We start from the raw sequence: 21,343 nt of genomic DNA on the forward strand, positions 1-21,343 counted from the left end.
CCCAGGGCTCCGGAGGGGCCATCCGCTGCGGGCGATGCGCCGCGCGGGTGCAGCGCCCATCATGTGTCGCATGGATCGTCCGATCTTCGAGGAGGCGCAGTCGTTCTTCGCGCGGATGGAGGCGGACAACACTCGCGAGTTCTGGGCCCGCCAGCGCAGGCTGTACGACGACGGCATCCGCCCGGTCTTCACCGCGGTGTGTGCGGCCCTGACGTCGTTCTCCGGATGGCGGATCTACCGCCCGCACAACGACCTCAGGTTCCGGCCGGACAGCCCGCCCTACAAGACCTTCATCGGGGCTGTCGCCGAGCGGCCCGACGGGGTGGGTGCATTCATCCGCGTGAGCAGCATCGGCCTCCTGGTCGCCACCGGCCTGCCGTTCCCCGCCGCGGACCAGCTGGCCGCCTTCCGGGCCGCGGTGGCCGGCGACGTCTCGGGCCCGGCGCTGGTCGCCGCGATCGGCGCGGTCACCGGGCAGGGCATGATGATCCGTCCCGGACGGGCCCAACCGCTGACACGCGTCCCCCGGGGCTTCCCGGCCGATCATCCCAGGGCGGATCTGCTGCGGTGGAAGGGCATCGAGGTCAACCATCGCGTGCGCCGACCCGCGTGGGTGGACATCGCCTCCGCCTCGGCGGGCATCGATGAGCTCCTGTGCGAACCCGCCGCGCTGCACGAGTGGCTGGCCCGCTACGTGGGAGCTTCCACCCTCACCGCGGAGCAGCGGTTCGGTCCGCGCCGCGGCACCGGGGCCCCGTGACCGGTGTGCCCGGCGGGAACACCTAGAATTGAAGGGCAGGACCGCCGGGTGGTTCGCGCCGCCCGCCCTGCTCCCACGTCGATCCGCGCCTGAATGACGCGCACAGAAGGAAGATGCTATGACAGTTGATGCCGCCCGCGGCCGTACGGCCCGTATCGAGCGCGTCACGAGCGAGTCCAATGTCCTCGTCGAGATCGACCTCGACGGTACCGGGGCGTCGTCGATCGACACCACGGTGCCGTTCTTCGACCACATGCTCACCGCACTGTCGAAGCACTCCCTCATCGACATGACCATCCGGTCCTCCGGGGACACGCACATCGACGTCCACCACACGGTGGAGGACACGGCCATCGCGATCGGCGAGGCCCTGCGGATCGCCCTCGGCACGAAGGCCGGCATCCGGCGCTTCGGCGAAGCCACCGTCCCGCTCGACGAGGCACTCGCCAACGCCGTCGTCGACATCTCGGGGCGTCCGTTCCTCGTGCACGGCGGGGAGCCGGCCGGCCAGGAGTACCACCTCATCGGCGGGCACTTCACGGGTTCCCTGACGCGCCACGTGTTCGAGGCGCTCGCCCTGCACGCCCAGATCTGCCTGCACATCACCGTCATCGGCGGCCGCGACCCGCACCACATCGTCGAGGCCCAGTTCAAGGCCCTCGCCCGGGCGCTCCGCGCGGCGGTCGAACCGGACCCGCGGGTCGAGGGAATCCCCTCCACGAAGGGAGCGCTATGAGCGCGCGCACCGTCACCGTCCTCGACTACGGATCCGGCAACGTCCGGTCCGTGGTACGTGCCCTCGAACACGTGGGTGCCGATGTCGTCCTCAGCGCCAAGCCCGACGACGTCCTGAACGCCGACGGCCTGCTCGTCCCCGGCGTCGGTGCTTTCGCCGCCGTCATGCAGGGCCTCAAGGACGTCGACGCCCTGCGGATGATCGGGCGCCGGGTCGCCGGCGGCCGCCCCGTACTGGGGATCTGCGTGGGTCTGCAGGTGCTCTTCGACGAGGGCGTGGAGCACGGCGTGCGCACGCCCGGCATGGGTGAGTGGCCGGGCACCGTCGAACGGCTCAAGGCCGACGTCGTGCCCCACATGGGCTGGAACACCGTGGAACCGCCGGAGGACACCGTCCTGTTCGAGGGCCTCGGCGACGAGCGGTTCTACTTCGTGCACTCCTACGGCGTGCAGGATTGGTCCTTCGACGTCACCCAACCCGCCATGAAGCCGCCGCAGGTCACGTGGTCCGACCACGGCGGCCGGTTCATCGCCGCCGTCGAGAACGGTCCGCTCAGCGCCACCCAGTTCCACCCCGAGAAATCCGGTGACGCGGGCGCCCAGCTCCTGCGCAACTGGATCGACGGGCTGCGCTGATCCGGTGGTGGACCGATGCTGAGCCTCGTGCTCATGGGGGTCGCCGGACTCCTCATCGGCGGCGCCTTCTCCCTGCGCGGGCAGGAGTTCCCGCGCTGGGTGTGGATCGCCTTCCTCGCCCTCGCCGGTCTGGCGCTCCTGGCCGCCTACCTGTTCACGCTGCCCGGCGACTAGCCCGCCCCGCACCGCCACAACCCGCTCCTCCACCGCGGCCCCGCCGCCCGAACGAAAGCAGTCAGCAGACCATGAGCCCCCTCACCGAAACGCCCACCCTCGAGCTCCTCCCCGCCGTCGACGTCGCCGACGGCCAGGCCGTGCGCCTGGTGCAGGGTGAGGCCGGCAGCGAGACCAGCTACGGAGACCCGGTGGACGCGGCCCGCGCGTGGCAGGACGCCGGCGCCGAGTGGGTGCACCTCGTGGACCTCGACGCCGCCTTCGGCCGCGGGTCCAACAAGGACCTGCTCGAGCGCGTCGTCCAGCAGCTCGACATCAAGGTGGAACTCTCCGGCGGCATCCGCGACGACGCGTCGCTGGAGGCGGCCCTGGAACTGGGAGCGACGCGCGTCAACCTGGGCACCGCGGCGCTCGAGAACCCCGAGTGGACGGAGCGGGCGATCGCCCGCTACGGGGACGCCGTGGCCGTCGGGCTCGATGTCCGGGGCACCACGCTCGCGGCGCGCGGCTGGACCCAGGAGGGCGGCGACCTGTGGGAGGTCCTGCAGCGCCTCGAGGACGCCGGCTGCGCGCGCTACGTCGTGACCGACGTGACGAAGGACGGCACGCTCAAGGGGCCGAACCTGGCCCTCCTGCGGGAGGTCCTCGCGAAGACCACACGGCCCGTCGTCGCCTCCGGCGGGATCTCCAGCCTCGACGACATCGCCGCCCTCCGCGACCTCGTGCCCCTCGGGCTCGAGGGCGCGATCGTCGGCAAGGCCCTCTACGCCGGGGCCTTCACACTGCCGCAGGCCCTGGACGTGGCAGGGCTGCCCGCCTCGGACGCGTGAGCGGCCGGCAACTCCCCGCCCACATCGCCGCGGCCCTCGCCGGCAACACGGCGGACTCCGCCGGGCAGCCGTGGGCGGGCCGCGACCTGTCCGGTCCGGAGAACCCGCTGCACGCCTTCGACGACGACGACGGCGCGGCCGACGCGGGGCTCGCCGCGGCGCTGAGCGGGCTCCTGCGCCCCGCGGACGGTCCGGGCGACGCCGAGCGGGCCGTGTTCGGTGCACTCACCACGGCCAGGGTGTTCATCCCGATCGTCGCCCGGCTCAGCGACCAGGCGGAGGCCGCCACCGGGCTGCACGCCGACAAGGAGGCCGAGATGGCGCTCGTCACGCTGACCGCGCCCGACGGCCGGAAAGCCCTGCCGGTCTTCTCCTCGACCGGGGCTCTGGGCCGGTGGCACCCGGACGCGCGGCCCGTCGCGGCGTACGCGTCACGGGCCGCCCTCGCAGCGGCCGCCGAGGATGCGCAGCTGATGGTGCTGGACCCCGGGGCCGATCTCACGTTCGTGCTCCGGCGTCCCGCCGTCTGGGCCCTGGCCCGGCAGGTCCCCTGGACGCCGTCGTACGAGGACCCGGCCCTGGCGTCGCTCGTCGAGGAGGCGGCCGGTCAGGAGGAGGACATCCTCGCCGTGGGCCTGCGGCCGGCCGGTGGAGTGCTGACGCGCACGACCGGCGGTAGCATTGCCTCCGGTGGGGGGCCGGGCCCCGAACTCCGGATGGATGTCCAGCTCCGCCCGGGCCTGTCCGCCGACGGGGTGCGCGACGCCGTCGCCTCCTTCCGCGGGAAGCTCCTGGGCCTCACCGGTTTCGTGGACCGCGTCGACTCGCTCGACATCAAACTCACCCGCTGACGGGGTCGTCGGCCAGAAAGACGAACAGTGAACTTCGCCGTATACCGGGACCTGCTGCGCATCCGCTCCGTCCGGAGGCTGCTCCTCGTCGGGATGATCGCCCGCTTCCCGCACTCGGCCGCCGGGGTGCTGCTGACCCTGCACGTCGTCCAGACCCTCGACCGCGGCTACGCGGAAGCGGGCGCCGTCGCCGCCGTCGTCACGATCGGTATCGCCGTCGGTGCACCGTGGCGCGGCCGGCGGATCGACAGCGCGGGACTGCGCCGCGCGCTCATCCCGTCCGTCGTCGCGGAAGCGGTCATCTGGTCGGTGGCGCCGCACCTGTCCTACCAGTGGCTGCTCGTCGCGGCACTCGTCGGCGGGTTGTTCACCCTGCCCGCCTTCTCCGTGATCCGCCAGGCGCTCGGCGTCCTCGTGGACGGCGACCGGCGGCGCACGGCCTTCACGCTCGACGCCATCTCCACCGAGGTCATCTTCATGGCCGGGCCCGCGGTCGGTGTGGTCCTGGCCACCCAGGTGTCCACGGTGCTCGGGCTGACGCTGGTGGGGATGGCCACCGCCTCGGCCGGCCTCTTCCTCATGTGGTTCAACCCGCCCACGCGGTCCGACCAGCTGCCCGACGCCGTCACGGTCGCGGCCTCCGCGCCGGCCGGGATCAACGAGGCCGCGGCGGACCTCATCGGCGCCGGGAACGCCGACCCGCAGGAGCCGCGCCCGGCCTCGATGCTGCGCAGGGGGGTGCGGAAGGTGCTGCCCTGGATCACCGTGCCCCTGGTCATGGTGATGATCACCGCCGCCGGTGCCGGGCTCCTCCTCTCGGGATCCGAGGTGGGAATCGTCGCCGCGCTCGAGCAGACCGGGAACGAGAGCCAGCTCGGCCTCGTCTTCGTGGCGTGGTGCGCCGCGTCGGTGGTCGGAGGCCTCGTCTACGGCGCCCTCCACCGGCCGATCCCCCCGTCGCTCCTCCTGCTCGGCATGGCACTCCTGACCCTCCCCATGGGCTTCGCGGAGACCACGCTGTCACTGGCCCTGCTGTCGATCCCGGCCGGCCTGCTCTGCGCGCCCGTCCTCTCCGCCGCCTCCGAGAAGGTCGCGGACCTCGTGGCGGAGGACCGGCGGGGCGAGGCGATGGGCTGGTACGGCTCGGCACTGACCTCCGGCGTCGCCCTCGGAGCGCCGGTCGCGGGGCTCCTCATCGATGCCGTGGGTCCGTGGGGCGGGTTCACCGCCGTGAGCGTCGTCGCGGCGATCATCGGGATCGCCGGGTTCCTGGCGCGTGACCTGGGCAGCCGGACGACGACGGTGGCCGCCGGAGCCTCCCGCTAGGCAGGTCCGCCGAGGGGTGCGCACCCTCCGTCGCACGGGAACGGCCCGCGACCCTTGGGGCGCGGGCCGTTGCATTCCCGGCGGCGGGGGGACGACGGGGTCAGTTGACGGGACCCGTGTACTTCTCGCCGGGGCCCTGGCCGGGCGCATCAGGGATGATCGAGGCCTCGCGGAACGCGAGCTGCAGGGACCGGAGTCCGTCACGCAACGGTCCTGCGTGCTGGGACCCGATCTCGGGGGCGGCCGCCGTCACGAAGCCGGCCAGCGCGGTGATCAGCTTCCTGGCCTCGTCGAGGTCCTTGAGCTGCTCCGCGTTCTCCTCGTGGCCGAGGCCGCACTTGACGGCGGCGGCGCTCATGAGATGGACCGCCGACGTGACGATGACTTCCACGGCTGCCACCTCGGAGATGTCACGCATCTGCTGCCGGACGCCCTGCTCGGCCTCGTCCGCCGCGCTGTGGCCGTGGTCCTGCTCCTCGGAGAAGCTGCGGCGGGAGGTGGCAGCCGGCCCTGCGGAGGGGGAGTGCTGCGGGTTGTCGTGTGGCGTGTTCATACTGGTAAGCTTGGCATAGACCAACCGGTCGCTGTTAGCCGCTGTGCTCTTCGAGCAGGCTTCGGTGCCGGTCTGCAAGCGGAGTCCTCTCCCACCCGCGTTTGCCTGGTGTGACCTCAGGTCGCATTGCAGGTAGCCGGGTTCATGGTCGGTCCTGCCAACGATCGCGCAGGAAGCCCAGGCTTCCACCGATCACCGACGACCGGTCAACGAGGCCTCCGATTGCGCATGCAATGGGAGGCCTTCTTTCGTCTGCAGGCGGTTTCAGCTCGAGAATTCACAGGAGTCACACATTAGCGAGCCAAGAATCAATGATCGTATCCGCGTTCCCGAGGTGCGGTTGGTCGGACCTGCCGGCGAACAGGTAGGAATCGTCCGTATCGAGGACGCGCTCCGACTTGCCGCCGAGTCCGACCTGGATCTTGTCGAGGTAGCACCGCAGGCGAAGCCTCCGGTAGCCAAGCTCATGGATTTTGGTAAGTACAAGTACGAAGCGGCCGTCAAGGCCCGCGAGGCGCGGAAGAACCAGACCAACACGGTCCTGAAGGAGATCCGCTTCCGCCTCAAGATCGATACGCACGACTACGAGACCAAGCGCGGGCATGCCATGCGCTTCCTCGGCGCCGGCGACAAGGTCAAGGCCATGATCCAGTTCCGCGGACGTGAGCAGCAGCGGCCCGAGATGGGTATCCGCCTGCTGCAGAAGTTCGCGGACGACGTCGCCGAGGTCGGCGTCGTCGAGTCGACGCCGCGCATCGACGGACGCAACATGGTCATGGTGATCGGTCCCACGAAGAACAAGGCCGAGGCGAAGGCCGAGGCACGCCGGGAGACCCAGCGTGCCGAGGCGAAGGCTGCCAACGAGGTCGCGAAGTCGGGTGGCGAGCCCAAGCGGGTGGACACCTCCGGGCCCAGTGGTGCGCCGCTGACGCAGTCCCTTGCGGACCTGCTGCCCGAGGGCTACGAGATCAGGAGCGAGCCCGAGGCTCCGAAGGCTCCCGTCGAGGAAGCTCCTGCCCAGGAGACCCCGGCGGCACCGGTGGAGCAGGCACCCGAGGCTGCTCCGGCGGCCACCGAGGCTCCTGCAGCTGCCCAGGCCGCACCGGCCGCGCCCGTCCGACAGGCAGCACCGGCTCGCCAGGCTCCGGCCCGGACGTCGTCCGCCCCGCGGTCGACGTCGTCGAGGCCAGCGACCGAGCGGCCCGCGCCGTCCCGTTCCTCCGCCCCGGCGGCGAAGACGGCAGAGACCGCCCCGGCATCCACGCCGGACGCGGCCCCTGCGCCGAAGCCGGCCGTGGCTGCCAAGCCCATGGCCATGCCGAAGCCCGGAGCGCCGAGGCCGCCCGCGACACCCAAGCCTGCTGGACGAACGGCTCCCACCAAGAGCCCGACCAGCCGCCCCAAGCCCGGAAGCACGGACTAGGGCTCCGGCCCTGTCCCACCGGGCTCGAACGAAACCAGCAGGCACCTCCGGGTGCCGAACTCCGGGTGCATCCGCCCCGGCTATCCAAAAGGAGATCGGTTCCCATGCCGAAGATGAAGACCCACAGTGGCGCCAAGAAGCGCTTCAAGCTCACCGGTAGCGGCAAGCTCAAGCGCCAGCAGGCCAACCGCCGCCACTACCTCGAGCACAAGTCCTCGACCGTGACGCGCCGTCTCGCCGGCGACAAGATCGTCTCGAAGGCCGACACCAAAGTCATCAAGAAGATGCTGGGCGTCTAACCACCAATCCACCCCCTCCCGGGAAAGCGCGCGCACCCACGGTGCGGCGCTCACGGCTCAAGCCGCGACCGGAGAAGAACTGAAGGAGTACGCACGTGGCACGTGTGAAGAGGGCAGTCAATGCCCACAAGAAGCGTCGGGTCATCCTCGAACGCGCCAAGGGCTACCGCGGCCAGCGTTCGCGCCTGTACCGCAAGGCGAAGGAGCAGCTGCTCCACTCGTTCGTCTACAGCTACGGCGACCGCCGCAAGCGCAAGGGTGACTTCCGTCGCCTGTGGATCCAGCGCATCAACGCTGCGTCCCGCGCCAACGGCCTGACCTACAACCGCCTGATCCAGGGCCTCAAGGCCGCCGAGATCCAGGTCGACCGCCGTATGCTCGCCGACCTCGCCGTCACCGACGGTGCAGCCTTCGCGGCCCTCGTGCAGATCGCCAAGGACGCCCTGCCGGCGGACACCTCGGCCCCGCTCAAGGCCTCGGCCTAGGCGCATCGGCTGCTGCGGGCCTCCGAGCCCGCACACCGGAACACGATGACTGTGAACGGACGCCCCCAGGCTCCACTGATGACCAACACCCACGCAGACCGGGTGAAGGAGGTGGCACGCCTGGCCGGGCGTCCGTCGCGTTTAAGGCGGCGGGAGTTCCTGGCCGAAGGTCCCCAGGCGGTCCGGGAGGCACTGCGCCTGCACCTCACCCGCCACGAGGCAGGACAGGACGGCGTCGTCGTCGACGTCTACGCGACGGCCGATGCGCTCGAGCGCCACACCGACATCGCGGACCTCGCCGGGCAGGACGGCGCCCCGGCCGTCCGGCTCGTCACCGCCGACGTCCTCGCCGCCATGTCGTCCACCGTCACACCGCAGGGCTTCGTCGCGGTGTGCCGGTTCGTCGACGTCCCGCTCGACGCCGTGCTCGCGGCGGCGCCGCGCCTCGTCGCGGTCCTCGTGGAGGTGCGTGACCCGGGCAATGCGGGCACCATCATCCGGGCGGCGGATTCCGCGGGAGCCGACGCCGTGATCCTGACCGGCGCGAGCGTGGATCCCTACAACCCGAAGACCGTGCGGTCCACCGTGGGCTCGCTCTTCCACCTGCCGCTCGTCCTCGGCGTCGACCTGGAGGGCCTCATGGACGGCCTGCGTCATGCGGGTATCACCGTCCTCGCGGCCGACGGCTACGGCAGCACCAGCCTCGACGACCTCCAGGACGCCAGCGCGCAGCGCAGGTTCGCCACGCTGCGCACGCCGCAGGAGGGCGAGGAGGGAGACCCGGCCGGTGCGGGCGACGCCTGCGCGGTACGCCTCGAGGACGCCGGCGCCTGGCTGTTCGGCAACGAGGCGCAGGGTCTGTCGGCCGACGTCACCGCGGCGGCCGACGCGCGCGTGGCCGTACCCATCTACGGCAGTGCGGAGTCCCTGAACGTCGGGACCGCCGCCACCGTCTGCCTGTACGCCTCAGCCCGCGCGCAGCGCCGCCGCTGACCCTGTCGNGCTGACCCTGTCGGCCCCGCCGGTCCGGCGTCGCCGCTCCGCGGGCGGTCGTCGGCCCGGCCGCGCCGGTCCATCCTTCCGCTGAGCAGGGCGACGCCGAGCCCCAGGACCGCGAGCACGGCGCCGACCAGGGCGGGTGCGGTGAAGCCCCATCCGGCCGTGATGACGGCGCCGCCCAGTGCCGCGCCGAGCGCGTTCGCGGTGTTCAGCGACGAGTGGTTCATCGAGGACGCGAGCGACGGCGCCCCGGGCGAGACGTCCAGCAGGCGGGCCTGCAGTGGCGGGATGAGCGCTGATCCGCTCGTGCCGACGAGGAAGACGAAGAAGCAGGCGGTCCAGGGGTTGGTCGCCGCGAGGGGGAACACCAGCAGTACAGCCGCGATGGCCACCATGACGCCGTAGATGCTGCCCATGATGGACCGGTCCGCGAGGCGCCCGCCCAGGATGTTGCCGACCACCATGCCCACGCCGTAGAGGGCGACGACGAGGGGCAGCAGCGACGCGCTGAGCCCCGCTACCTCCGTCATGGTCGGTGAGATGTACGAGTACACGGCGAAGAACCCGCCGAAGCCCACGATGCCGACGAGCAGGGTCATCCAGAGCTGCGGACGGCGCAGGGCCCCCAGCTCCTTGCGGATGCTTGCGCCGGGGCGGACGGGGAGATTCGGGACGAAGGCGCGGATCAGCACGAGCGTCGCCGTCCCGATCACCCCCACGAGCAGGAACATGGAGCGCCAGCCGTACTGCTGGCCGAGCCAGGTGGCGAACGGGACACCCACCACGTTGGCGATGCTGAGTCCCAGCATCACCATGGCGATGGCGCGGCCCCGGCGTGCGGGATCCGCAAGGGACGCGGCGATGACGGCGGCGACACCGAAGTAGGCCCCGTGCGGAAGACCCGAGAGGAACCGTGAGGCCAGCATCCAGCCGAAACCCGATGCGAAGTAGGAGGACAGGTTGGCCACCGTGATGAGGACCATGAGTGCCAGGGCGACGGCGCGCTGCGGTTTCTTCGCTCCGAGGGTGGCGAGGATCGGCGCGCCCACCACGACACCGAGGGCGTAGGCGGAGATGACATGCCCACCCTGCGCGTAGTCGACGCCGAGATCCGCCCGCATCTCCTCCAGCAGGCCCATGATGGTGAACTCGGTGGTGCCGATCGCGAAGCCGCCCACCGCGAGCGCGCCGATGGCGAGCAGGAGTGGACGGCCGGTCAGCCGGTTCGACGTCGGAGGGGGAGCGGAGGCGGTCATGGAAGTCCTTGCGGCTGGATCTCGGGGCGGGGGGATCGGCCGCCGGATCCTCCATGGAGTACGGGGTGGACGGCGACAGGGACGCCGTCGTCCCTTCCAGCCTAGGTGACGACGTTGCGCCACCCCGAAATGCAACCACGGAGACCGGCGGGCCGGAATGTGTGGTGCGATCGTCGACGGGGTCATGGTGATGAGGCGGTCGTCGACCCGGGCCGGGACCGGACGGCACCGCGAACGGGGTGAGGAGTCGTCGATAGACTCGGCGGGTGATGCAACCACCCTCGGACCAGCTCCTCCAGATCGTCGGGGCGGCCGTCGTCGACTCCCTCGCCCGACCGACCCGCCTGCTCGTCGCCCGGCGGTCCGCGCCGCCGCAGTTCGCCGGGATGTGGGAATTCCCCGGCGGGAAGGTGGAGGCGGGGGAGGACTGCGACGCCGCCCTGCTGCGCGAGCTCGAGGAGGAACTCGGCGTCACCGCACGACTCGGCAGCGAGATCATCGGGCCCGGACCGCAGGGGTGGCCGCTCAACGAGCGGGCGGCCATGCGGGTCTGGTTGGCAGAGGTCACGGCCGGGGAGGCGATGCCGCTGCAGGACCACGACGACCTGCGCTGGCTGCCCCTGCACCCCGGTGGGGAGCTCGAGGCGCTGCCATGGATCCCCGCCGACCGGCCCATCCTCGCTGCGCTGCGCCTGGCGACAGCCCACCGCGCCGCCCTCTGACGCGCACGCTCCGTGAGGACTCCGCCCGGCGCCCGACGCTTCAGAACAGTGCGGCCTGCACCGGCTCCGACGTAGGGGCGGTGGGTGGAACGGCCGCGGTCGGTCCTGGCTGTGCATCGGCCGACAGGTTGCGGAAGAAGCCGGCGCCCGCCACGAGGCCGTGCTTCCTGCGGAAGATCCTGATCCTCCCGGAGAGCCAGTCCCGGTACTCCTTCGACGCGTAGCTCCCGCCGCGGTAGAGCTCCTCGTACCGCGGGACAAGCTGTGGGTGATGCGCGGCTAGCCACTGCATGAACCACTCACGGGAGCCGGGCCGCAGGTGCAGGGGGCCGGCTGTCACGCCCGTGGCCCCGGCGCCGGCCAGGGCGCCGAACAGCTGGTCGAGCGAATCGTCGCCGTCGGTGAGCCAGGGGAGGATCGGCATGGCCATGACCCCGCACGGCAGGCCTGCCTCGCGGAGCCGTGAGACGAGCGCGAGCCGTGCCTTCGGGGCGGGTGTGCCGGGTTCGATGGCTTCGGCGAGGACCGGGTCCACCAGCGCCAGGGAGATCCCCATGCCCACGCCCACGGAGTGCGAGGCCGCCTTCAGGAGGGGGATGTCGCGGGCGAGCAGCGTTCCCTTGGTCAGGATGGAGAAGGGGGTCCCCGAGTCCGCGAGGGCGGAGATGATGCCGGGCATGAGCCGGTACCGCCCCTCGGCCCGCTGGTAGGGGTCCGTGTTGGTGCCCAGGGCCACGTGCTCGCGGGCCCAGGAGGGTCTGCCCAGTTCACGGACCAGGACCTCGGCCGCATTGATCTTGACGACGAGCTGCGCGTCGAAGTCGAGGCCCGTGTCGAGGTTCAGATAGCTGTGGGTCTTCCGGGCGAAGCAGTACACGCAGGCGTGGGAGCAGCCGCGGAACGGGTTGATGGTCCAGGAGAACGGCATCGACGACGTGGGCGGGACCCTGTTGAGGACCGACTTCGCGGCGACCTCGTGGAAGGTGATCCCGGCGAAGTCGGGCGTCCGCACCGTCCTGACGAGCCCGGCGAGCGGCAGCAGCGCCGGGGCCGCCGGCACCTCGTCGTCGTCCGTGATCTTCTGCCCTTCCCATCGCATGGACCTATTAGAACACGTGTACTAATTGTCCGTCACTCCCGATCAGCTGGGCGTCTAGGGTGGGAGCATGATCCTGCTGACAGGCTTCGAACCCTTCGGGGGAGAGTCCACCAATCCGTCCTGGCAGGCCGCACAGCGTGCGGCGGAACTGCTGCGCGCGCAGGGCCGGGAGGCGGTCGCCGTCGAGGTGCCGTGCGTCTTCGGGCGGAGCATCGAGGTGCTGGAGGGTGCCCTCGCGCGATTCGAGCCCGAGATCGTCCTCTGCGTGGGGCAGGCCGGCGGGCGCGAGCGGATCTCGCTGGAGCGCGTGGCCATCAACGTCGACGACGCCCGTATCCCCGACAACGCCGGTTGCCGGCCCGTCGACGAACCCGTGGTGGCGGACGGCCCCGCAGCATATTTCAGCACCCTGCCGATCAAGGCGTGCCGCGAGACCGTGGCCGGGCTGGGCATCCCGGTGGAGGTCTCCCAGACCGCCGGCACCTATGTGTGCAACCACCTCTTCTACGGGCTGATGAACCTGCTGGAGGGCCGGCAGGGGGCCCGGGGCGGATTCGTCCATGTGCCCTTCTCCTCCGAGCAGGGAGCCGCCCACGGGCAGCCGGGCGTCGCCGTCGACGCGATGGCCGCGGCCCTCGCAGCGATCGCGACGACGGCGGCGGAGACCGCCGTCGACGCGCGGATCACCGCAGGCGCGGAGCACTGACCGGCGTCACACGGGGCCGGAGCGAGGGCCGACCGAAGCGACAGCGGCCCTGACCGATGCCGCGACCGTTGCCCAGAGCGGACGCGCCGGCCGCTCCCGGTAGCCGCCGTCGGACAGTCCTGCCCCGCGTTCGAAGGGATTGCGCGACGCCGGATCCCCGGTCCGCAGGAGCGAGTAGCCCGCCGCCACGAGGTACGCCGGGAGGAAGGGCAGGCCGAGGCACGCCGCGTACTGGCGGGCATGGCGCGCCTCGTGTTCGAGGAGCCGGAGGAACGCCGGCGGGGCGCTGCGGGGCGCGCTGCCGCGCAGCAGCACCACGCTGCCCACCGTGAAGGCGCGGGCCTTCGGCAGGCGACGGCGGTAACCCTCCGCGAGCAGGATGCCGTACGGTCCGGGTGAGATGCGGCAGCCGGACAGGGCGGCGACCGCGAGGCCGCACGGCGTCGACAGGTTGATCCAGTTGAGGAACGGCACGAGCCTCCGGTTCATGCCGCCATCGTACGGCGATGCCGCACCACCCCGTCGCCGGCGCCGCACCACACGGTGCCCGTCCGGCAGTTGCCACGGCCGTCGCCTAGACTTGGGACGCCGGTGCGCCCCGCTGCGTCCCGGCGTTTTCCTGTCCACGGCATGGCCCGCCCCAGCGAACGGCCCGCCGCACGTTTCGAGAGTGCAAGGTACGCAACCCCATGGCCGAAACCACAGAGCACGCCGGGCACGCCGGCCGCGATGCCCAGGTCCCCGATCCGCTGGACGCCGCGTCGGTCGCCGCCGCCATCGACGCCGCGCTGGCCGACATCGCGGCAGCGGCCGACCTCGACGGGCTGAAAGCGGTCCGGATCGCGCACACCGGCGAGAAGTCGCCGCTGAGCCTCGCCAACCGGGGCATCGGCGCCCTGCCGAAGGAGCAGAAGTCGGCGGCGGGCAAGAACATCGGCCCCGCCCGCGGACGGATCAACCAGGCGCTGGCCGCCCGCACGGTGGAACTCGAGGCCGAGCGCGACGCGCGGATCCTCGTCGAGGAGGCCGTGGACGTCACCGCCGCCCCGCGACGCCGTCGGACCGGTGCCCGGCATCCGCTGTCCACGCTGCAGGAGCGGGTCAGCGACGTCTTCGTGGGCATGGGCTGGGAGATCGCGGAAGGACCCGAGCTCGAGTCCGAGTGGTTCAATTTCGACGCCCTGAACTTCAAGCCGGACCACCCGGCGCGGGAGATGCAGGACACGTTCTTCGTCGACCCGCCCGAGGCCCACCTCGTGCTGCGCACCCACACCTCGCCGGTCCAGGCCCGCTCCATGCTGGAGCGCGACCTGCCCATCTACGTCCTGTGCCCGGGCAAGGTGTTCCGCACCGACGAGCTCGACGCCACCCACACGCCGGTCTTCCACCAGTTCGAGGGCCTCGCGATCGACAAGGGGCTGACCATGGCGGATCTCGTGGGCACGCTCGAGCACTTCACGCAGCAGCTCTTCGGCGACGACGCCAAGGTGCGCCTGCGCCCCAACTTCTTCCCCTTCACGGAGCCGAGCGCCGAGCTCGACATCTGGCACCCGGGCGCCAAGGGCGGCCCCCGCTGGATCGAATGGGGTGGCTGCGGCATGGTCAACCCCAATGTGCTGCGCGCCACCGGCATCGACCCGGAGGTCTACTCCGGGTTCGCCTTCGGCATGGGGATCGAGCGGGCACTCATGTTCCGCAACGAGGTCATCGACATGCGGGACATGATCGAGGGCGACGTACGTTTCAGCGAACACTTCGGGATGGAGATCTAGGTGAGAATCCCACTGTCCTGGCTGCGCGAGTACGCAGCCGTGCCTGCGGACGCGACCGCGGAAGACGTGATGGCCGAGCTGGTCAAGGTAGGCCTGGAGGAAGAGGACGTCCACCGTCCCACCGACGAGCTGACCGGACCGATCGTGGTGGGCCAGGTGCTCAGCATCGTCAAGGAACCGCAGACCAACGGCAAGACCATCAACTGGTGCGAGGTCCGCGTGGCGCCCGAGGGCGCCGAGCAGACCCTCACCGGGGACGGCATCGACCCCTCCGGCGTGCAGGGCATCGTGTGCGGCGCCCACAACTTCGTGGAGGGCGACAAGGTGGTCGTCACACTGCCCGGCGCGGTGCTGCCGGGTGACTTCCGCATCAGCCCCCGCAGGACCTACGGCCACGTGTCCGCCGGCATGATCGCCTCGGTCCGCGAGCTCGGCATCGGTGACGACCACGACGGCATCCTCGTGCTGTCGACGCTGGGGCTCGACCCCGAGGTCGGCGCCGATGCCCTCGAACTCCTCGGCCTGTACGACGAGGCCGCGGAGATCAACGTGACGCCCGACCGCGGGTACTGCTTCTCCATCCGTGGCGCGGCCCGCGAGTACGCGCACGCCACCGGGACGGCATTCACCGACCCGGCCGCCGCCGTCGTCGTCCCGCCGGCAGCGCCCGGGGGATACCCGGTGCGGCTGGAGGACGCCTCCCCCGTCTACGGCACACCCGGCTGCGACCGGTTCGTCGCGCGGACGGTCCGCGGCGTCGACCCCACGCGCCCCACGCCGCCGTGGATGTCCGCGCGGTTGCGCCTCGCGGGGATCCGCTCCATCTCGCTCGTCGTCGACATCTCCAACTACGTGATGCTCGAGCTCGGCCAGCCGCTGCACTTCTACGACCTCGACAGGCTCTCGGGTGACATCGTGGTCCGGCGCGCCGCCGCGGGAGAGACGCTGCGGACCCTCGACGACAGGGAGCGCACGCTCGACGCCGAGGACCTCCTCATCACCGACGCCTCGGGCCCCATCGGCATCGCCGGGGTCATGGGCGGTGCCTCCACCGAGGTCTCGGCGGGCACGGACAACGTGCTCATCGAGTCCGCCCACTTCGACGCCGTCAGCATCGGCCGCTCGCGGCGCCGCCACCGGCTGCCGTCCGAGGCCTCCAAGCGCTTCGAGCGCGGCGTGGACTGGAACGTGGCGGACATCGCCGCGCAGCGCGCCGTCGACCTCCTCCTCGAGCTCGCCGGGGGCACCGTCGACGACGCCGCCACCGACGTCGGCCAGGCACCGGAACCGCGGGTCATCGACCTGCCCGCCGACTTCCCGGCCCGCCTGATCGGACGCGACTTCAGCGACGTGCAGATCCGGGGCACCCTCACGGACCTCGGGGCGGCGGTCGAGGAGGCCGACGGCGGCTATCGCGTCACCGCCCCCACCTGGCGCAGCGACCTCGAGACCCGCGAGGACCTGACCGAGGAGATCATCCGGCTCGTCGGCTACGACACGATCCCTTCGTCGCTGCCCGTCGCCCCTCCCGGGCGCGGTCTGACGCGCGTGCAGCAGCAGCGCCGTCGGCTCCTGAACGCACTCGCGGCGGCAGGGCTCACCGAGGTGCTCTCCTACCCGTTCGTCAGCGAGGCGTCGAACGCCGTGTTCGGCACGCCGGACGAGGGCTCGGCACCGGCCTCGGTGAAGCTCGCGAATCCCCTGAGCGCCGAACTGGGCTTCCTCCGCCGGTCGATCCTGCCCGGCCTCGTGGAGCTGGCGAAACGGAACCACTCACGAGGGTTCCGCGACCTGGCCCTGTTCGAGGCGGGGTCGGTCTTCCTGCCCGACGGCACCCTCGGCTCCGAGTCCATCCCGCCGCTGGGCATCAGGCCCGACGACGCCGTCCTCGACGGACTGCACGTCGGGATCCCGGACCAGCCGCTGGTCGTGGCCGCTCTGTTCACGGGTCATGAGACGGCGCCGTCGGCGGGTGTCACCCCGCGCGCCTGGGACTGGGCGGACGCCGTCGACGTCGTGCACCTCATGGCGCAGGTCACCGGTGTCGACGTCGTGGTCCGGCAGGGCGCCCACCAGGCGTTCCACCCCGGCCGCACGGCGGAGTTCTCGCTGCGCAGCGGCGAGGTGCTGGGCTACGCGGGAGAGCTGCACCCGAAGCTGATCGCCGCGCAGGACCTCCCCGCCCGTACGGTCGCCCTGGAGATCACCGCGGACCTCCTTTTCGAGGCTGCCGCCGACGTGATCGTCGCGCGGTCGCTGTCCACCTACCCGCCGGCCACGCAGGACGTCGCGCTCGTCGTCGAATCCTCGGTGGTCGCCGGCGATGTGCTCGAGACCCTGCGGGAAGGGGCGGGTGAGCTCCTCGAGGACGTCAGCCTCTTCGACGTCTACACGGGACAGGGCATCCCCGAGGGGCGGAAGTCCCTTGCGTTCGCCCTGCGGTTCCGCGCGCCTGATCGCACACTGACGGCGGACGAGGCCAGCGCGGCCCGCGACACCGCCGTGGCCCTCGCAGCCGAGCGGTACGGCGCCGTGCAGCGCTGATCCCTGCAGCACGTCGAAGGCCCGTTCCCTTGTGGGGGCGGGCCTTTCGTGTGGGTGGGTGTCATCGCGCTGCCGGTTCGGGAATCTCGGCGCGCTATCCGTGATGGCTCTCCTGGCGATGCGTGCTCTGCCCTTTCCGGCATCGGCGAAGACGGACCGCAGACTCCGCTGATCCCAGCCGGTTCTTCCCTCCGGCGGCGGCTCGTCACGACCTCACAATGTCGGTGGCGGCGGGGAGAATCGAGTATGGACAGCAGCCGGAACGCTCCGCTCGAAACCACCGATCCTGGTGGTGCTTCGCGGCGTGGCGCTGTCCCGTCCGCTGCGGTTCCCTCGGTTGTCGTCCCCTCCGTCCAAGGTCCTGCGGACCCCGTGCAGGATCTGATCGATCTGATGGCGTCCCTTCCGGTGGGCTCCGGGAACGCCGAACTCGTTCAACAGCTGCGCGAGTTGATCCGTCAGTTCAAGGCCACCGTGTCCGGTGGTGCGTCGTGGGATGGTGCTGTCCCGCCGGCGACGTTCCCGGCGGGCTCCGTCCCGTCCACGCCAGTACCGGGTGCTGTGCCGCCGGACGGCGTCGGGCCTGCCGCTGTTCCTGCTGGTTCCGTGCGGGTGGGGTGTGTGCGGGATCTGATGGAGGAGATGCTCTCGCTTCCCATGCCGGCGGATGGTCCGGGGCTCATCGATGAGGTCCGTGATCTGGAGGACTTCACGTCGGCGATCGCCGCCCGGCAGGCGAGGGTCACGGTTGCCTTCGACGTCGGGGAACGCGATGCCCAGGCTGGGGCTGGTGTGCCGGTGGCGGAGCAGGGCAGGGGTGTGGCGGCGCAGGTGGCCCTGGCCCGGCGTGAGTCCCCGGCCCGGGGCGGGCGGCTGCTCGGGGTCGCGCGGGCGCTGGTGGCGGAGATGCCGCATACGATGGCCGCCCTCGAGGCCGGGTTGTTGAACGAGTGGCGGGCGACCCTCCTGGTCCGGGAGACCGCCTGCCTGTCCGCTGCGGACCGGTGCGCGGTCGATGAGGAGCTCAGCCCCGACACCGGTACCTTCGACGGGGCCGGGGACCGGCAGATCGTCGCCGCTGCCCGGGCGGCGGCGTACCGGCGGGATCCCCGGTCGGTGACGCAGCGGGCGAGCCACGCGGCGGGAGAGCGGCATGTAGGTCTGCGGCCGGCCCCGGACACCATGACGTATCTGACGGCCCTGCTGCCGGTCGCCGAGGGGGTCGCGGTGCACGCGGAGCTGACCCGGCATGCCGACGCCTGCCGGGCGGAGGGCGATGAGCGCACACGTGGCCAGTTGATGGCGGATGCGCTGGTCGAACGCACCACGGGCACCCCGGGCGGCTTCTCCCGGGTCGAGGTGCAGCTGATCATGACCGACCGGACCCTCATCCAGGGTGACAGTGAGCCGGCCCGGCTGCCGGGCTACGGGATCGTCCCCGCCGGCTGGGCCCGGGACCTCCTCACCCTCGGGAAAACCACCGGGCAAACCACCGGGCAGGCTTCCGGGCAGACGACCCCGCGACCGTTCGATCGGTTCACCCACCAACCCGCCGGCCAGGCCTCCTTGCGGCCCGGGACACAGTCCGGCGGGCGAGCCCGCGGGGACGACGTCGAAGACGCCTCCGAGTTCGGACCCGAACCCGGCCGGGCACGCGAGGACGGACCCGAGGCTCGGCGAGGGTTCGAGGTCTGGCTGCGACGGTTGTACACCGCCCCGGGGAGTGGGGAGCTGATCGCGGCCGAGTCCCGCGCCCGACTCTTCACCGCAAATCAGCGCCGGTTTATCCAGGCCCGCGACGATCTGTGCAGGACCCCGTACTGTGATGCGCCGATCCGCCACTACGACCACATCATCCCCTGGCACAAGGACGGGCCCACCAGCCTCGCCAATGGTGCCGGACTGTGTGAGGCGTGCAACCACACCAAGGAACTCCCCGGCTGGACGACCAGACCGCACCGCGATTCCGGGACCAGCCACGCCCGGCATGCCCTCGAGCTCACCACGCCCACCGGGCACGCCTACCACTCCACCGCGCCGCCCCTGCCCGGCAGTCACCAGGAGAACCGGGAACAGGGAGGCGCCAGGGCCGTTCGCCCTCCCGGGGCGACGGGCCACGAATCGGATCATCGGGGTCCGCCGACACAACAGCACGCCCGCCACTTCCGACGGGTCGACCTGGTTTTCGCCTGACCCCTCGTGGAGGTTGTCGTACCCACGGGTACAGGACGAAGGCCCGGGAGGCATCGACCGGATGAGGAGCTCAGGGAATGAGCAGCACCTTGCCCGTGGTGCGGCGGGCCTGCAGATCCTCATGCGCCCGGGCCGCGTCGGCGAGCGCGTACCGGGCACCGATGCGCACATCGAGCTGGCCCGCGGCGACGGCACCGAAGAGTTCCTCCGAACGCCACCGGCGCTCCTCGGAGGAGAGCAGGTGATGCGCGAGGGTCGGACGGGTGACGAAGAGCGAGCCGCCGCTGTTGAGGCGCTGCAGCTCCAGCGGGGGCACCGCCCCGGAGGCCGCCCCGAAGAGCACGAGGGTGCCGCGGATCCGCAGCGAGCGCAGCGAGTCGTCGAACGTCGCCCGGCCCACGCCGTCGAACACGACATCCACCCCGACCCCGTCCGTCAGGGTCCTCACGGCGTCGGCGAATCCCTCGTAGCGCAGCACCTCGTCGGCGCCGGCGGCGCGCGCGAGGTCCTCCTTCTCCGGCGTCGACACCGTGGTGATCACGCGGGCGCCCTTGGCCTTGAGCAGCTGGATCAGCAGCAGGCCCACTCCGCCCGCGCCCGCGTGGACGAGCACCGTCTGGTCGGGCTGGACGGGGAAGGTGGAGTTGATCAGGTAGTGGGCGGTCATGCCCTGCAGGGGGAGGGCGGCCGCGGTCTCCAGGTCCACACCCTCCGGCACCGGAAGCGCCCGGTCCGCGTCCACGAGGGCGTATTCGGCATAGGTGCCTGTCCCCTCGGCGAACGCGACGCGATCCCCGGTGGAGAAGCCCGTGACACCCTCTCCGAGCGTCTCCACGGTCCCGGCGGCCTCGGCTCCGGGCGTGAAGGGGAGGTCGACGGCGTAGGCCCCGCTGCGCTGGTACGTCTCGATGAAGTTCACGCCGGCGGCGGCGACCCTCACCAGCAGCTGGCCCGGGCCGGGGGCGGGGCGGTCGACGGTCGCAAGGGTGAGGACGTCCGGACCGCCCGGTGCGGTGACGACGATGGCAGAAGGCATGAGGTTCCCTTTCGGTGGCGTTCCCTCATGCTAATCCTGTGGTGATCCCTGTCAGTCCGCGCTGCGTTATGGCAGGCTGACGTGATGCCCACCACACCCGCACCCCTCGTCTATCTCAGCTTCCCCGGGACCGCGCGGGAGGCGCTGGGTTTCTACGCCGACGTCTTCGGGGGTGAGCTGACCCTGCATTCGTATGAGGACTTCGGGAGGACCGACGGCCCGCCGGAGGCTGTGGCCCATGGCGTGCTCGACGGCGTCGTCGCCCTCGCAGGATCGGATGCGGCAGCAGGAGAGCAGACCGTGCGGTGCGAGGGCCTCATGCTGTCGCTGCTGGGGACCGCAGAGCCGGCGATGCTCCACGAGTGGTTCGACAGGCTGTCGGTCGGCGGATCGGGGATCGACCCGCTGGCTCCGAAGCCGTGGGGCGCCTCGGACGGCCAGGTCACCGACCGGCACGGCCTGCGCTGGCTGATCGGGTACGAGCCCCAGGCATGACCGCCCGTCCGTCCCCGACCGAAGGACCATCCATGCCGCAGTTCGCCGTCCTCATCTATGCCGACGAGTCCCTCCACGCTGCGGACGCGGCAGCGGCCGACCTCGAAGAGAACGATCTGCACGCCCGGGACCTCTCGGCCTCCGGCACGATGTCTCTGGCCTACGCCCTGACGCCGCGGGCCCAGGCGGTGTCCATCCGACGGGATGGCACCCGGGCAGGGCCCTTCGTGCAGTCCGACCAGTTCGTCGCGGGCTTCTACGTCGTCGAAGCTCCCGATCTCGAGGCTGCGATCGGGATCGCCCGCCGGAACCCGGCGGTCCGCACCGGCACGGGCGGTGTGGAGGTCCGCCCCGTCCACAGCGGGGGCATCACCGCCTGATTCCTCAGGACCTGGACGACGCGGAGCCGAATGCATAACTATGTGTATCTATGCATGATGTTGTTGTAG

22 protein-coding genes and 1 pseudogene are annotated in these 21,343 nt (G+C 71.3%); 18 read left to right on the forward strand and 5 right to left on the reverse strand.

Annotated elements, in window-relative coordinates; genetic code table 11:
• Positions 1–70: 70 nt before the first annotated feature.
• The 7 genes from RY94_RS16295 to RY94_RS16320 all read left to right on the forward strand — a co-directional run bounded on the left by RY94_RS16295 (position 71) and on the right by RY94_RS16320 (position 5,312).
• Positions 71–760 (forward strand): DUF2461 family protein, encoded by a 690-nt coding sequence (locus RY94_RS16295; protein WP_052274506.1) that lies wholly within the window; start codon positions 71–73, stop codon positions 758–760.
• Positions 761–878: 118 nt separating this feature from the next.
• Positions 879–1,496 carry an imidazoleglycerol-phosphate dehydratase HisB gene (gene hisB / locus RY94_RS16300; RefSeq protein ID WP_043447559.1) on the forward strand — a complete coding sequence of 206 codons (618 nt, stop codon included), beginning with the start codon at positions 879–881 and terminating at the stop codon, positions 1,494–1,496.
• A complete protein-coding gene (hisH, locus tag RY94_RS16305) occupies positions 1,493–2,131 on the forward strand; it encodes an imidazole glycerol phosphate synthase subunit HisH (RefSeq protein WP_043447561.1) in 639 nt (212 codons plus the stop codon). The genes hisB and hisH overlap by 4 nt, the downstream gene beginning before the upstream one ends.
• A 15-nt stretch (positions 2,132–2,146) precedes the next feature.
• Positions 2,147–2,305, forward strand: a complete 159-nt coding sequence (locus RY94_RS18220) for a hypothetical protein (RefSeq protein WP_167398985.1) — start codon at positions 2,147–2,149, stop codon at positions 2,303–2,305.
• A gap of 71 nt (positions 2,306–2,376) precedes the next feature.
• Positions 2,377–3,135 carry a bifunctional 1-(5-phosphoribosyl)-5-((5-phosphoribosylamino)methylideneamino)imidazole-4-carboxamide isomerase/phosphoribosylanthranilate isomerase PriA gene (gene priA / locus RY94_RS16310; RefSeq protein WP_043447562.1) on the forward strand — a complete coding sequence of 253 codons (759 nt, stop codon included), beginning with the start codon at positions 2,377–2,379 and terminating at the stop codon, positions 3,133–3,135.
• Positions 3,132–3,986 (forward strand): SseB family protein, encoded by an 855-nt coding sequence (locus RY94_RS16315; RefSeq protein ID WP_043447564.1) that lies wholly within the window; start codon positions 3,132–3,134, stop codon positions 3,984–3,986. Before priA ends, RY94_RS16315 begins: the two co-directional genes overlap by 4 nt.
• Before the next feature lie 27 nt (positions 3,987–4,013).
• Positions 4,014–5,312, forward strand: a complete 1,299-nt coding sequence (locus RY94_RS16320) for an MFS transporter (protein ID WP_043447565.1) — start codon at positions 4,014–4,016, stop codon at positions 5,310–5,312.
• 100 nt (positions 5,313–5,412) lie between these two features.
• On the opposite strand, the gene RY94_RS16325 is transcribed toward RY94_RS16320, so the two are convergent.
• A complete protein-coding gene (locus RY94_RS16325) occupies positions 5,413–5,865 on the reverse strand; it encodes a DUF1844 domain-containing protein (RefSeq protein ID WP_043447567.1) in 453 nt (150 codons plus the stop codon).
• 334 nt (positions 5,866–6,199) lie between these two features.
• Here RY94_RS16325 and infC point away from each other — a divergent pair, with 334 nt between their 5' ends.
• From infC to RY94_RS16345, 4 genes are all read left to right on the forward strand, one after another.
• Positions 6,200–7,288 carry a translation initiation factor IF-3 gene (gene infC, locus RY94_RS16330; RefSeq protein ID WP_043447570.1) on the forward strand — a complete coding sequence of 363 codons (1,089 nt, stop codon included), beginning with the start codon at positions 6,200–6,202 and terminating at the stop codon, positions 7,286–7,288.
• 104 nt (positions 7,289–7,392) lie between these two features.
• Positions 7,393–7,587, forward strand: a complete 195-nt coding sequence (gene rpmI, locus RY94_RS16335) for a 50S ribosomal protein L35 (protein ID WP_043447572.1) — start codon at positions 7,393–7,395, stop codon at positions 7,585–7,587.
• 95 nt (positions 7,588–7,682) lie between these two features.
• Positions 7,683–8,072: a 50S ribosomal protein L20 gene (gene rplT / locus RY94_RS16340; RefSeq protein ID WP_043447574.1), complete on the forward strand. Its 390-nt coding sequence runs from the start codon at positions 7,683–7,685 to the stop codon at positions 8,070–8,072.
• A gap of 45 nt (positions 8,073–8,117) precedes the next feature.
• On the forward strand, positions 8,118–9,065 hold the full coding sequence (locus RY94_RS16345) for a TrmH family RNA methyltransferase (RefSeq protein WP_043447576.1): 948 nt from the start codon (positions 8,118–8,120) through the stop codon (positions 9,063–9,065).
• A gap of 71 nt (positions 9,066–9,136) precedes the next feature.
• On the opposite strand, the pseudogene RY94_RS16350 reads toward RY94_RS16345, so the two are convergent.
• Positions 9,137–10,327 (reverse strand): annotated as a pseudogene (locus RY94_RS16350) (MFS transporter); the annotation flags it as partial.
• 269 nt (positions 10,328–10,596) lie between these two features.
• Between RY94_RS16350 and RY94_RS16355 the strand changes: the two are divergent.
• Positions 10,597–11,049 carry an NUDIX domain-containing protein gene (locus tag RY94_RS16355; protein WP_043447578.1) on the forward strand — a complete coding sequence of 151 codons (453 nt, stop codon included), beginning with the start codon at positions 10,597–10,599 and terminating at the stop codon, positions 11,047–11,049.
• 40 nt (positions 11,050–11,089) lie between these two features.
• On the opposite strand, the gene RY94_RS16360 is transcribed toward RY94_RS16355, so the two are convergent.
• Positions 11,090–12,148, reverse strand: coding sequence for an Rv2578c family radical SAM protein (locus RY94_RS16360; RefSeq protein WP_052274507.1), 1,059 nt, complete (start codon positions 12,146–12,148; stop codon positions 11,090–11,092).
• 67 nt (positions 12,149–12,215) lie between these two features.
• Here RY94_RS16360 and pcp point away from each other — a divergent pair, with 67 nt between their 5' ends.
• A complete protein-coding gene (gene pcp, locus RY94_RS16365; RefSeq protein WP_043447581.1) occupies positions 12,216–12,854 on the forward strand; it encodes a pyroglutamyl-peptidase I in 639 nt (212 codons plus the stop codon).
• A gap of 6 nt (positions 12,855–12,860) precedes the next feature.
• On the opposite strand, the gene RY94_RS16370 is transcribed toward pcp, so the two are convergent.
• Positions 12,861–13,343 carry a DUF4157 domain-containing protein gene (locus RY94_RS16370; protein WP_043447582.1) on the reverse strand — a complete coding sequence of 161 codons (483 nt, stop codon included), beginning with the start codon at positions 13,341–13,343 and terminating at the stop codon, positions 12,861–12,863.
• A 200-nt stretch (positions 13,344–13,543) separates the two neighbouring features.
• On the opposite strand from RY94_RS16370, the gene pheS reads away from it, so the two are divergent.
• The 3 genes from pheS to RY94_RS16385 all read left to right on the forward strand — a co-directional run bounded on the left by pheS (position 13,544) and on the right by RY94_RS16385 (position 19,363).
• Entirely contained in the window at positions 13,544–14,626 is a 1,083-nt protein-coding gene (gene pheS / locus RY94_RS16375) for a phenylalanine--tRNA ligase subunit alpha (protein ID WP_043447584.1), read from the forward strand.
• Positions 14,627–17,170, forward strand: coding sequence for a phenylalanine--tRNA ligase subunit beta (gene pheT, locus RY94_RS16380; RefSeq protein WP_043447587.1), 2,544 nt, complete (start codon positions 14,627–14,629; stop codon positions 17,168–17,170). It begins immediately after the preceding gene.
• Positions 17,171–17,803: 633 nt separating this feature from the next.
• The gene (locus RY94_RS16385) at positions 17,804–19,363 is read left to right on the forward strand and encodes an HNH endonuclease (RefSeq protein ID WP_231554590.1); all 1,560 of its coding nucleotides are present in this window, start codon (positions 17,804–17,806) and stop codon (positions 19,361–19,363) included.
• 70 nt (positions 19,364–19,433) lie between these two features.
• On the opposite strand, the gene RY94_RS16390 is transcribed toward RY94_RS16385, so the two are convergent.
• Positions 19,434–20,399: a quinone oxidoreductase family protein gene (locus RY94_RS16390; RefSeq protein ID WP_043447589.1), complete on the reverse strand. Its 966-nt coding sequence runs from the start codon at positions 20,397–20,399 to the stop codon at positions 19,434–19,436.
• An 84-nt stretch (positions 20,400–20,483) separates the two neighbouring features.
• Between RY94_RS16390 and RY94_RS16395 the strand changes: the two genes are divergently transcribed.
• Both RY94_RS16395 and RY94_RS16400 read left to right on the forward strand, forming a co-directional pair.
• The gene (locus RY94_RS16395; RefSeq protein ID WP_043447591.1) at positions 20,484–20,894 is read left to right on the forward strand and encodes a VOC family protein; all 411 of its coding nucleotides are present in this window, start codon (positions 20,484–20,486) and stop codon (positions 20,892–20,894) included.
• A 32-nt stretch (positions 20,895–20,926) separates the two neighbouring features.
• Entirely contained in the window at positions 20,927–21,274 is a 348-nt protein-coding gene (locus RY94_RS16400; protein WP_043447594.1) for a YciI family protein, read from the forward strand.
• Positions 21,275–21,343: the final 69 nt, after the last annotated feature.

It is taken from the genome of Arthrobacter sp. L77 (assembly GCF_000816565.1).
GTDB classification, from domain to species: Bacteria; Actinomycetota; Actinomycetes; order Actinomycetales; family Micrococcaceae; genus Arthrobacter_D; species Arthrobacter_D antioxidans.